This window comes from uncultured Bradyrhizobium sp. (assembly GCF_964252615.1).
Lineage (GTDB): Bacteria > Pseudomonadota > Alphaproteobacteria > Rhizobiales > Xanthobacteraceae > Bradyrhizobium.
In genome coordinates this window covers 54,904-66,856 of sequence record NZ_CAXUNQ010000022.1, presented here as the reverse complement: position 1 = coordinate 66,856, position 11,953 = coordinate 54,904, and the positions used below count along the sequence as shown (strand labels likewise).

At 60.1% G+C, this 11,953-nt stretch carries 9 protein-coding genes; 4 read left to right on the top strand and 5 right to left on the bottom strand.

From position 1 onward, the window contains the following. Window positions 1-266: 266 nt before the first annotated feature. Window positions 267-923, bottom strand: coding sequence for a peptide-methionine (S)-S-oxide reductase MsrA (gene msrA, locus ACFE72_RS13520; RefSeq protein ID WP_375413610.1), 657 nt, complete (start codon window positions 921-923; stop codon window positions 267-269). A gap of 107 nt (window positions 924-1,030) precedes the next feature. Next, window positions 1,031-1,348, bottom strand: a complete 318-nt coding sequence (locus ACFE72_RS13515; protein WP_375413609.1) for a hypothetical protein — start codon at window positions 1,346-1,348, stop codon at window positions 1,031-1,033. 346 nt (window positions 1,349-1,694) lie between these two features. On the opposite strand from ACFE72_RS13515, the gene rpsT reads away from it, so the two are divergent. The 4 genes from rpsT to recF all read left to right on the top strand — a co-directional run bounded on the left by rpsT (window position 1,695) and on the right by recF (window position 7,213). Beyond that, the gene (gene rpsT / locus ACFE72_RS13510) at window positions 1,695-1,961 is read left to right on the top strand and encodes a 30S ribosomal protein S20 (protein WP_375413608.1); all 267 of its coding nucleotides are present in this window, start codon (window positions 1,695-1,697) and stop codon (window positions 1,959-1,961) included. A gap of 1,198 nt (window positions 1,962-3,159) precedes the next feature. Further along, window positions 3,160-4,590 carry a chromosomal replication initiator protein DnaA gene (dnaA, locus tag ACFE72_RS13505; RefSeq protein ID WP_375413607.1) on the top strand — a complete coding sequence of 477 codons (1,431 nt, stop codon included), beginning with the start codon at window positions 3,160-3,162 and terminating at the stop codon, window positions 4,588-4,590. 233 nt (window positions 4,591-4,823) lie between these two features. Next, window positions 4,824-5,942, top strand: a complete 1,119-nt coding sequence (gene dnaN / locus ACFE72_RS13500) for a DNA polymerase III subunit beta (protein WP_375413606.1) — start codon at window positions 4,824-4,826, stop codon at window positions 5,940-5,942. Window positions 5,943-6,073: 131 nt separating this feature from the next. Next, window positions 6,074-7,213 carry a DNA replication/repair protein RecF gene (gene recF / locus ACFE72_RS13495; RefSeq protein ID WP_375413605.1) on the top strand — a complete coding sequence of 380 codons (1,140 nt, stop codon included), beginning with the start codon at window positions 6,074-6,076 and terminating at the stop codon, window positions 7,211-7,213. A gap of 44 nt (window positions 7,214-7,257) precedes the next feature. Here recF and ACFE72_RS13490 read toward each other — a convergent pair whose 3' ends face one another. The 3 genes from ACFE72_RS13490 to ACFE72_RS13480 are packed head-to-tail and all read right to left on the bottom strand — an operon-like array spanning window position 7,258 to window position 11,863. Further along, window positions 7,258-9,792, bottom strand: a complete 2,535-nt coding sequence (locus tag ACFE72_RS13490; protein WP_375413604.1) for a hypothetical protein — start codon at window positions 9,790-9,792, stop codon at window positions 7,258-7,260. A gap of 8 nt (window positions 9,793-9,800) precedes the next feature. Beyond that, window positions 9,801-10,724, bottom strand: a complete 924-nt coding sequence (locus tag ACFE72_RS13485; protein WP_375413603.1) for a hypothetical protein — start codon at window positions 10,722-10,724, stop codon at window positions 9,801-9,803. Continuing rightward, window positions 10,721-11,863 (bottom strand): hypothetical protein, encoded by a 1,143-nt coding sequence (locus ACFE72_RS13480; RefSeq protein WP_375413602.1) that lies wholly within the window; start codon window positions 11,861-11,863, stop codon window positions 10,721-10,723. Before ACFE72_RS13480 ends, ACFE72_RS13485 begins: the two co-directional genes overlap by 4 nt. Window positions 11,864-11,953: the final 90 nt, after the last annotated feature.

The window sequence follows — 11,953 nt, the reverse complement described above, 5'->3', positions numbered from 1 at the left end:
CCGGGTCAAGCCCGGCAATGACGACCTCTCGTGTCCCGGCGCGACGCGGCGCTACACTGCGCTGCGACGCCAACACGCCGTCATGCCCGGCCTTGTGCCGGGCATCCACGTCTTTCTTCCTGATGTGGAGCAAAGACGTGGATGGGCGGGACGAGCCCGGCCATGACGCAGAACACGCTGCCCGGCCTTGCGCCGCGCATGACGTAAGACCGCGCTGCCCGGCCCGGCGAGGCCGGGCATGACGAACCGACAGGCGCGCTTTTAAATCAGGCGCTCACACCCGCGCCGACCGGACACGACACGCCGGTGCCGCCAAGGCCGCAATATCCCGCCGGATTTTTGGCCAGATACTGCTGATGATAATCCTCGGCGAAATAGAATTCGCCGACCGGCGCGATTTCGGTGGTGATGGCACCGAGACCCTTGGCGCCCAGCGCCTTTTGATAGGCCGCCTTCGACGCATCGGCGGCTTGGCGCTGGTCCTCATTGAAAGTGTAGATCGCCGAGCGATATTGCGTGCCGACGTCATTGCCCTGCCGCATGCCTTGAGTCGGGTTGTGGCTTTCCCAGAACGTCTTCAGCAGTTGCTGGTATGAAATCTCTTTCGGGTCGAACACCACCAGCACCGCTTCGGTATGGCCGGTACGGCCGGAACAGACCTCGTCATAGCTCGGATTTGCGGTATGGCCGCCTGCATAACCGACCGCTGTGGTATAGACGCCATCGCCAAGTTCCCAGAACTTGCGTTCCGCGCCCCAGAAGCAGCCGAGCCCGAACACGGCCCGCTGCAGCCCCTCCGGATAAGGCGGCGTGATCCGATGACCGTTGACGAAATGGCGGGTCGCGGTCGGAATTGGTGTGGCGCGACCGGGCAGCGCCTCGGCGGCGCTCGGCAACGCGGTGGTTTTGCGCATGAAGAACATGATAGCCTCCGGGAAGACGTCAGAACGGCGGGAAGCCGCCTCGCCTCACGACAATGGACGATGGCAATATAGGCCTTTACGCGTGAAACGGCAGTCCCGTAGGGCGGTCAATTTCGCGAATATCCGATCAGCGGCTTGCGCGGCCGGAACAGCAGCATCAGCAGAATGCCCAACACGCCCATCACCGCGAACACCGGCTGGTCCAGAAGCAGTTTGACGACGCCATTCCAGAGCCAGGGCGCGGCGCCCTCGATCATGGTCCGGAACGACGTTTGGCTGGATTGATGGACGTCGTTCCAGAACTCGCCGAACCGGGTGAACCGCAGATTCTGGTCGGCGACCCAGCGGGCGCCGTCATAGACCATGAAAATGAACCCGCCGGCCAGCAGCAGAAGCCCTACCAGGCGGAAAAACCCGCGGATCATGCGTCACCCGTTATCTGTCGGCCCGAGGTCGAGCCCGGCTTAACGGGCGTCGCTGAGAAATTCAACCTCGCCAGCATCTTAACTGCTTTCCACCGGGCTTTTGCCCGGCCCGGCCGGGAGGCGGAAAACATTGACGCTGCAACGGCAGGCCTCTATAACACCGCCAATGGCGGCGGGCGCAATCCTGCCGCCGATGTTCTTTGAGCGCCGCCTGTGAGCATATTCGCTCCGAGCGCGGCATTTTCGCAGAACACCCGGAAACAACGCAGCGCCACCAGCGCGATTACCGGCCGGCGTCATTGGACAGGCCAGCCGCGATCAAGTCGCCGCCCGAAGGAATTGAGACATGGCCAATACCTCTTCCGCCAAAAAGGCGACGCGCAAGATTGCCCGCCGCACCATCGTCAACAGGTCGCGCCGAACCCAAATGCGCGGTTCGGTTCGATCCGTCGAGGAAGCGATCAAGAACGGCGACCGCGAAGCGGCGCTGAAGGCGATGGCGATCGCGGAACCGGAACTGATGCAGGCAGCCCAGCGCAGCATCATTCATAAGAACAATGCGAGCCGCAAAGTTTCACGGCTTTCGCACCAGATCGCCAAGCTCGCAAAGTGAACGAACAAAAAAGACGATTTTCAAAGAGCCCGGCAGCGCCGGGCTTTTTCTTTTCTGATGGCGCGCTCGATGCGCCCGCGTGAGAGACCGCTTTCTTAGCATTCCGTTTTTTGTCTGATGCGGTTTTGCCGCAGGCAAGACTTTAAGTGCGGAGATTCCCGCGATTCAATTGCGAAACCGCTACCGGCTGTCCCCTCGCAAATTTTTTCTTGAATCGTCATTGCTGCAATCGGCTTGCTGAAGGTTACCCTATTCCGCTGAGCAAAAAATCTTGCGCATGCGTAGTCACTTATCGGCAATGCGCCGACCGGCACTTTAAAAAAATGCCGCGTCCGCTCAAACGTAAATATTTTATGAATTTTTTTTTGGGCAGTTGTGCGCGTTATTACGGCTATTTCCGCGTTTCGATTCGCCGCACAGATTCAACCCCTTGCCATGTTATCACGAAAGCCGCTGCCTTCTTTGGCAGACGCGGAGCCGATTCGGTTGTCACCCGCGACCCTTCGAGACCGTTGCGCACAAAATACGACGTGCTATCACTTAGACCGTTCGCGACGCCGACGGCTCTTTCAGATCAAAGCGGATTTGATAACCAAAGGCGGACGCGCAGATCGGCGGCGGTGTGCGCGTTGGCGACGCTTTCCAAGCGATAGCTGGGTTGCAACTCGTAGCAATATGAGGGCGGTAAAGCTGTGTCGAAATTTCTCAGGCAGGACGTCCCGTCCGACGCGAATCAAAAAGAGAAATACGAACAGCAGGCCGCGGCGCCGACAAGTTGAAGGCATAAGAGGGTTAGGACGACGGACGGGCTGACGCGGTGAAGCGATCCTGAAGGCACTGAATTCAGGCATCGCCGACTGAATCTGAAACACAAACAAGATGGCAACTTGCCGCATATGTCGCGGCGAGAGGGGGATTTCTATGCTCAACGGTGTCAATGCGGTAGTTGATCACGTCCCACTTTTATCCGACGCCATTTCAGATAACGCCGCAAGACCGCGGCCCCCCGCGCGGGCCCCGGACCGACCGTCGAGTACGCGCTGACCTCAGGAACGCTTCTCCTCAAATTCGCTGATCTGCCGCGGCGTTTCGCCGAGCGGCGGGTCTGTGACCGAAACCGAAGCATCCTTCAAGGTCCTGCCGCGGAAACTGCGGCGGTTCGCCAACACCATAACCCAGTCAGAAGAGTTGCTAGACAATGACAACCATGGAACAGGATCGCTGGTCGCGCGTGAAGGGTCGGCTGCGTTCGACCGTCGGCGAAGACGTTTATTCAAGCTGGTTCGCCCGCATGGACCTGGAAAGCGTGCAGCCGGAAAGCGTGCGGCTGTCGGTTCCGACGCGATTTCTCAAGAGCTGGATCCAGGCGCATTATGCCGAGCGCGTTCTGAGCTGCTGGCAGGCCGAGATGCCCGAGGTGGAACGTGTCGACCTGACCGTGCGGACGGCAATGCGCTGCGCGACGCCCGCGAAGGAGGCCGCCGCACCGGTGGACGCGCGCCGCACCGACCGCAACGATGGACGTCCCGCGCCGGAGCTGCGCGCCACCGCAATCGCGCCGGTGTCGGCAAATCATGAAGCCCTCGGCGGCTCGCCGCTCGATCCGCGCCTGACCTTTGGAAGTTTTGTGATCGGCCGCTCCAATACCCTGGCCCATGCCGCGGCCCGTCAGGTCGCGGAGGGCCGCCGCGGCGACAGCGTGATGTTCAATCCGCTGTACATTCACGCCGGCGTCGGCCTGGGTAAAACCCATCTGCTGCAGGCCGTGACCTGGGCCGGCAATTCAGGCGCCGAGCGCAAGGTGCTCTATCTGACCGCCGAGAAGTTCATGTACGGTTTTGTCGCGGCGCTTAAAACGCAGACCGCGCTCGCGTTCAAAGAGGCCTTGCGCGGCATCGATGTGCTGGTCATAGACGATCTGCAATTCCTGCAGGGCAAATCCACCCAGGCCGAATTCTGCCATACGCTGAACGCGCTGATCGATGCCGGACGCCAGGTGGTAATCGCTGCGGACCGTCCGCCCGCCGATCTCGAAAGCCTCGACGACCGCGTCCGCTCGCGGCTGGCCGGCGGGCTGGTGGTCGAGATGGGATCGCTCGGCGAGGAACTGCGCCTGGGGATTCTGAAATCGCGGGTCGCGGCAGCGCGCACGCATCACGCGAGCTTCGACGTGCCGGCGCCGGTGCTGGATTATCTCGCGCGCAGCATCACCCATAACGGGCGCGACCTTGAAGGCGCGGTCAATCGCCTGCTGGCGCATAGCAAGCTCAACGCCACGGCGGTGACGCTGGAAATGGCCGAGCGCGAGGTGCGCGACCTGATCCGGCCGCAGGAACCCAAGCGCATCAAGATCGAGGACATTCAGCGCGTGGTGGCCCGGCAGTATAATGTCAGCCGCTCCGACCTGCTGTCGTCGCGCCGCACCGCCAATGTGGTTCGCCCGCGGCAGGTCGCGATGTATCTGGCAAAAACGTTGACACTGCGCTCGCTGCCCGAGATCGGCCGCCGCTTCGGCGGACGCGATCACACCACCGTGCTGCACGCCGTGCGCAAGATAGAGGCACTGGTCGCCAAGGATGTCGCGCTGTCCGAGGAAGTCGAATCGCTGAAGCGGCAGTTGCAGGAGTAGCCACGGGTCGTCCCCGCGAAGGCGGGAGGACGACGGAATCGTGAAAACCCCCGGCAAAACGTGGGGAACGGCATTACGCCTCTCTTGCACTTGCCGGCTATCCGCGCCACCTTGGGGTCCCCCCCGCGGGGCTTGATCACATCCAGCTTTGATCCGGCCTTACGGGTTTCAGATGCCGCGGCGCGCCCTTGGACCGCCCGGCTTTTCTATCTTAGGATCAGGCGGGTTTTGCAATGAAGGTCACCGTCGAACGCGCGCAACTCCTGAAATCGCTGGGCCATGTGCATCGCGTGGTCGAGCGCCGAAATACCATCCCGATCCTCGGCAACGTGCTGATCCGCACCGAAAACGCGAAACTGTCGCTGAAGGCCACCGACCTCGACCTCGAGGTGACGGAAACGCTCAGCGCCGAGATCGGCACCGGTGGATCGACCACGGTGCCCGCGCATATGTTCTACGACATCGTGCGCAAACTGCAGGACGGCGCGCAGATCGTATTGGAGGGCGATGGCGACCGTTCGGTGCTGGCAATCCGCGCCGGCCGTTCGCGCTTCACGCTGCAGACCCTGCCGGAAAACGATTTTCCGGATCTCGCCGCCGGCGACATGACACATTCGTTCGCCCTTGCCGCATCCGACATGAAGCGGCTGATAGACCGCACCCAGTTTGCGATCTCGACCGAAGAAACCCGGTATTATCTCAACGGCATCTATCTGCACGCGGCCGGCAACGCCAAGACCACGACCTTGCGCGGCGTCGCCACCGATGGCCATCGCCTCGCGCAGGTCGATCTGCCGCTCCCCAAGGGGGCGTCCGGCATGCCCGGTGTGATCGTGCCGCGCAAGACCGTCGGCGAAGTGCAGCGGCTGATCGAGGACAGCGAGGCCGAAGTCGGGATCGAACTGTCGCAGGGCAAGATCCGCTTCACCATCGGCAATGTCGTGCTGACCTCGAAACTGATCGATGGCACGTTTCCGGACTACGGCCGCGTCATTCCGCAGAACAACGACAAGGAATTGGTCGTCGACAAGAAGAATTTCGAGGCTGCGGTGGACCGCGTCTCGACGATTTCCAGCGAGCGCGGCCGCGCGGTGAAACTCGCATTGTCCGCCGGCAAGCTCATCTTGTCGGTGACCAATCCGGATTCCGGTAGCGCCACCGAGGAGCTCGAGGTCGAATATGCCTCGGATGCGCTCGATATCGGCTTCAATTCGCGCTATCTGCTCGACATCGCAGCCCAAATAGAGGGCGAAGTTGCGGTGCTCAAACTCGCCGATCCCGGCTCGCCGACGCTGATGCAGGACAAGGACAACAAGGGTGCACTCTATGTGCTGATGCCGATGCGGGTGTGACCTTTCTATTCGCGCATCCGTTCACTGGATTGCGTCATGGCCGGGCTTGTCCCGGCCATCCACGTCTTTGGACGCAGGTAGTGAAGACGTGGATGCCCCGGGACCAGCCGGGCATCCCGACAGAGTAGTTCATGACCCGCTCCCGCATCCATCGCCTGACGCTGACGCACTTCCGCAATTATCGTGCGGCGAGCCTGCAGACGCGCGGCGACGTGGTGGTGCTGGTCGGCCCGAACGGTGCCGGCAAGACCAACTGCATCGAGGCAATCTCGTTTCTGTCGCCCGGGCGCGGATTGCGCCGCGCGACCCTGGACGACGTCGCGGACAATCAGGGCGACGGCTCGTGGGCGGTATCCGCCGAGGTCGAAGGCGCGCTCGGGCTGGCGACGCTGGGCACGGGCATCGATGCGCCCGCCAACGAAGAGGCCGCGGCGAGCCGCCGCTGCCGGATCGACCGCGAGCCGGTGAATTCGGCAACCGCGTTCGGCGACCATCTGCGCATGGTGTGGCTGACGCCGGCGATGGATGGGCTGTTTATGGGCGCGGCTTCGGAACGACGGCGGTTTTTCGACCGCCTGGTGCTGGCGATCGATCCCGAGCATTCCAGCCGGGTGTCGGCGCTGGATCGCAGTTTGCGCTCGCGCAACCGGCTGCTGGAGGTGCGCAATTACGACGACCATTGGTGCGACGCCATCGAGCGCGAAACCGCCGAGCTGGCGGTGGCGGTGGCGGCGACGCGCGGCCAGACCGTGATGCGGCTGGCGGCAATGCTGCGCGCGCGCGGCGACGCCTCGGCCTTTCCGTCCGCCGCGATCATGCTCGACGGCTGGATGGAAAACGCTCTGATCAACGAACCGGCGACCTTCGTGGAGGACCGCTACCGCGAGATCCTGCGCGCCGGGCGCGCCCGCGACGCGGCCGCCGGCCGCACGCTGGATGGTCCGCATCTCACCGACCTGCAGGTGATCTACGCGCCGAAGAACATGCCCGCGCGCGAGGCTTCGACCGGCGAGCAGAAAGCGTTGCTGATCGGCCTCGTGCTGGCGCACGCCAGCCTGGTCGCCGAAATGGCCGGCATCACGCCGCTGCTGCTGCTCGACGAAGTCATCGCGCATCTCGATCCCAGCCGGCGCGTGGCGCTGTTCGAGGAGCTGGCAGGCCTTGGCGCCCAGGTCTGGATGACCGGCGCCGACCCCGCGGCGTTCGCTGACATAGGTTCATCGGGCGAGATGTTCGACGTAGAGAACGGGCGCATCACGCGTCGGGCCTAGAGCATCATCTGTCGCCCCGCAGATTTTCGAAAACCAGCCGGCACTCACCGATCGAGGATTTCGCGCAACCGCGCGAACCGGTCCGGATCGAACGGATAGACGCTGTTGGCTTCGATGCCTTGCTCGGAAAGTGACTTTTTCACATTTCTGCGTTCACGCTCATCATTCGGTACCCTTCGGTCTCGCGCGTGCAGCATATGCCGCGTGACTGCCGTGACCACCTGAGCGAAGTAACTCTTGTCAGGAATCAGCTGAACTTCTTCGGAGCGGCTTTTTTCCGATAGCCGTTGTAATTGTCCCAGACGTTGCAGCAAACTTTCGACTGTCGTCACAACCTGAGTAGGAATTTCTGCAATGTCGAGGCTGAACAGGCTGAACGTTGATATTATTAACCGAATCTCGGTCTGCATCATCACATGACCAATGCTGCCGAGCGTGATCTCGTTGGGCTTGCGATCGGCAAGCCATTTCTCGAGCCGGCGCTCCAACCGCTCGTGCAGCCTGCGATACTGCTCGTAGAGCGAAATCAGGCCGTCTGGAGGAAGGGCGACACGTTCCTTTGAAGTGAAATCCCATCCGAACAGTAGACGCGTCTGATCGACATCAAGGCGTTCGAGCTCGAACCGTTCAGGGACAATGCGATCTCCCTCGCCTGCAACGGCAAATTCCTCGCTTCTGAAGATCGAGTCAGCCTCATTCAGCAGGAATGTGACAAGATCCAGGTCGCTTGCTCGAACCGCCATGAGCCGACGGCAGGCCGCTTCGAGAAAGGCAGCCTCACGGCCGTTCGCGCCTCGCCGTTCAGACGCGGGAATTTGATTGCTGACCTCACGCGCGAACGCCGCCAGGGCGGAGGCGGCCTCCCAATTAGATCGGCCTGCAAACAAAGCTGCGAACGCCAGATAGTACGCATAGTTGGTACCGGTGGCTCCATTGACGCTGTCGATATTCTGAAGTTTTTCCCTGTGGGCATTATAAGTCTGCTCGTCGATATTTTGAGCGTTAACCCCCCAGAACTTGAATTGCTCAACCGCGGCACCGGCACCCTCCCAGCCTTCGAAGCAGACCGGAGGGCTGCTCCTTGCCGCGATGGAGCGCGTACTTTTGCGTTTCAACAACATCTCGGCGGCAACGCGAAAGCAACTCTCCCAGGCTTTAGCCTCGTCAGCCATGACTTTTTTTAGAAACGCGCGATGGAAATCCGCAACCGCGCCTTCATTCGGACCCGCGAGATGGAAATCCGGATTCTGTTTTGAAAAATCCTCTATCTCTTTCAAAAACCCGAGTTCGTCCAGAAGGTGCTTTTCCTGTATGTCCGTAACTGCGCGCCAGCTCTCCTGGACCTTTCGGCTTTCACCGGGATTATCGTGCTGGAAAGTCCGGATTTCGGCACGCGTTCTGGAATCCAGAACATGGTCGCGACCCACTTCCCGCAAATCCGCGTAGTCGGACATCAGCACATCAATCCACCCTAGCAATGAAGCCGCGTGGTTTGATATGACCGGCGATGCCGGCCCCTCTTTCCAGGAGCCCACGCCGAAGTCCTCGAGAAATGAACTGGGGTGACGGACATAATTGACGGCGAAGCTATCGGATATATACGGCGGTCTGTGGGATTGAGCCGCTCCGTGCACGTGACTGTCTGCCGTAAGATAGAGCAGGCGTTCGCTGCTGTCGGCCTGAATGGCGGTCTCGTTCCAAAGCTCGACTTCAGCTAGGGCGGCAGCGTCGCGATCGAGCAATGACCCGGCTTCCTTTCCCGCCTTCTGCAGCAGATCCGCCCATTCATCCCTGCGGTCGCGCAACTCCTTGTCGCGCTCATCGGTAATATCGCCAAGCTTCCGGAAACCGCCCTTCTGAAAGCTGCTCCTCTGTAAAATGCGGTTCGGCACGGATTGCTGATCGATCCAGGCCAGCGGGGCTATCCGACTTCGTGAAAAAAGACTATCGAGACGCTTGTTGCCGGACGGCTTGCCGATCTGATTTCTTATCAACCGCCTGAGTGTTTCACCGAAATCCGGTTTCTTCTCACTGACGGTGTCAAGTTGCGGAAACTGTTCCATCATCAGCTTTACGAGGTGTCCCTCAAGCTGTTCCGTCAGCTTCTTGTAGAAGTCCGACAGGTCGTCAGAAACGAATGATGCAAAATGCTCGACCACACCTGCAAGCTCAGGCTCGAGCGACTGAGGTACGTACAGCGGCGAGAGCTTGCTGACCGAAAAGCCGATATAGCGGGCAAGCAGTTCGCAAATGAAGGCATGCGTTGCGATCGGATCTGACCGGAAAATCGAGCCATACCGTACAAAATTTCCGACGTGCTCAGCCCTGTCGGAATGCTGGCTGCGACCTCTGGCTCTTTGGCCTTTTCCCTCAGCAGGCGATGCCCTGAAATCCTGGCGTATATACGCGAGGGGCTGGGCACAGAAATAAACGACATTGGTGTCTACGGCATAAATATGCTCACGATTTAGCAGCCGTTCCGCATCGAGGTCAGCCCTTCGCGCGACAAGATGGGGTCGCAGCAACGCAATATCCTCAATCTGCTCAAGCAGGCTGGGAGACGCTTCTGCGATCGTCATCGCATTTCCTATACTACCATTGCGGCTGACCAAGCCTCTTGCAACGACACGGCCTCAACGTCGGAAAGCTCATCTACGAACTGTGCGCCCTGGAACAGTACGCCAAGAAACTCGCTGGTCTCTCTCAGGCTGGCTGATGCTACCGCCTTCAGTGCAAACGTCGACAGAGCCGGCCATCCTTGCCTAATTCGTTGCGTAACTTCATCGACCTCGTGCCTTCCAAGCGTATCGTAAAAGCGATTCGAGCATATTTCCGGATCTATCTTTTTGTCTTCGATGTCGAGTCTCAGCGGATGGGCAAAGATAATAAACCAGACATCGAGACTAGTTGGGACGAGCCTGGCCAGATAAAGGAAGTCATCCTCGCTCCTCCCCGGGGGTAGGTAGCCGGACCTCGGATCGGCCCGTTGCGCTCTCAACAATGTTTGCAAGCAGCGGGCGGACTCCAGCGTTTCAGAGCAAAGCTCCATCGCCGTTTCAAACATCGCCCGTTGCAGCCGGATAACTTCCGGCGCGAAATCCAGGTCGAGTTGCACCCCGAGCTTGAAGACGGCGCCCGGCAATACATCGATCAAGCCCTTGGCGCGGATCCTGCACGCCAGCGTCAGAATGGTATCTCCAACGACGAACTGGTCCCGGCGATCGAAATCGGACTCGGACCATATTTTCTCTATCGCGTTCTCGAAGCGACCTTGCGCATGCGCAGGCAAGTCGTCGTACAGATCCTTGAGATCTGCGGCGAGGTCGAATTCATTCCGGCCGATGTAGGACTTTGCCATCGGAAACGCGTCGGACGGGCCCAGCGCTTCGGGTCGTGGCGTCAATCTGAAAAAGTCCTTGATCCCGCACCGAAGCCACCGTGCCAACTCCCGGACCGGGAGCGCAGCCAACTCTTCGTCATAATCGGCCCGCCGACCGCTGTTCATGTTCACAACCGCCTCATAACCTTGTCGAATGCCGCCTTGTCTCGGGCGATCAGAGACTTGGCAAATTCCGCATCGCTGTCAGAGCAGGCGCGGCCTGCGGTATCTAAAGCCAGACCTCGGCTGCTCGTCAGCTTACCAAGATAGGTAAATCCCAGTTCGGTGTCTGCCGCGGCGGCATGCGTCAAACACTCGCTTACACGTTCAGCGCCGCCATCTTTAGGCGCTCTTCCAGTTTCGAAGGCTTCCAGATCAAGTGTCTGTCCCCAAGCCGGTCCAAATGACGCCGGGGACGATGCGGAGGCTGCCATAAAGCGCCGATGCCTTCCAGCGTCGGCTATCGTGGGCCGGGCGCTTTTAATCTTGACCAAAAGCTCCGCAGGCACATGAACAGCGACCAGATACTCATTCTCGCATCTATGAACCAGACCAAGAAAGTCCCTCGCAGCATCTCCCTTCCTGGCTTTGGTGTAGGCTCGCAAGCGGGCTTCCAGCCGCCGCCTTGGGGTAAACCACACCATCGGATTGCCGAAACGGAAATCCTCCCTGATTTGAAAGAAACCGCTGGTAAGCGTCGACAGTTTCGCTTGGATAAGGGAATCCCGCGAACCGCTTTTGCTCCTGTGTGCAAGAGCGAACAATTCGTAATATTTCTTGTCCCTCAGCATCATCATCCAGTGATCAAGCGTGACAACGCTTGAATACCACTCGTCTTCATCGGGACAAGGTCCGGCCGCTGATTGCAACAGCAGCGGTGTGCCTGTTCGAACAGGGTATTCACCCGGCGGGGAGACGGGATCACCAAAGCAGGCATCCTCAAGGCAGGCGAAGTAATCGTGGATATTCGTCATGGCCCCGGCCACGCCCAAATCGACCTTGGCCGCGGCGCGGTCACGCACCAGCTTGGTTATTTGCTGCGAAAATGCGCGAGTGTGAAGGTTTATCTTCTCGCCATCTCGCACATTGGCAGCGAAAATCCTGAAAAGATCGCTCTTTTTGATTTCCGGACCGGCTCTCCATCCTTTTGCTTTCGCCCTGCGACCCACGCCGCCTGCTCCCACCCGGCACTGCGTCCCTGCCGACCCGATATTGGGCTGGTATTCCGCCGCGCTCAATAGACACACAACCTTGCGGAATTTCAAGTTCACGTAGGCGCGCGGGGGATGCATAAGTCAAAGCCAACTGACGGCAGTTCGACCGAACCGAGACCGACGGCATTGCTTTCCAAACCCTGCCCG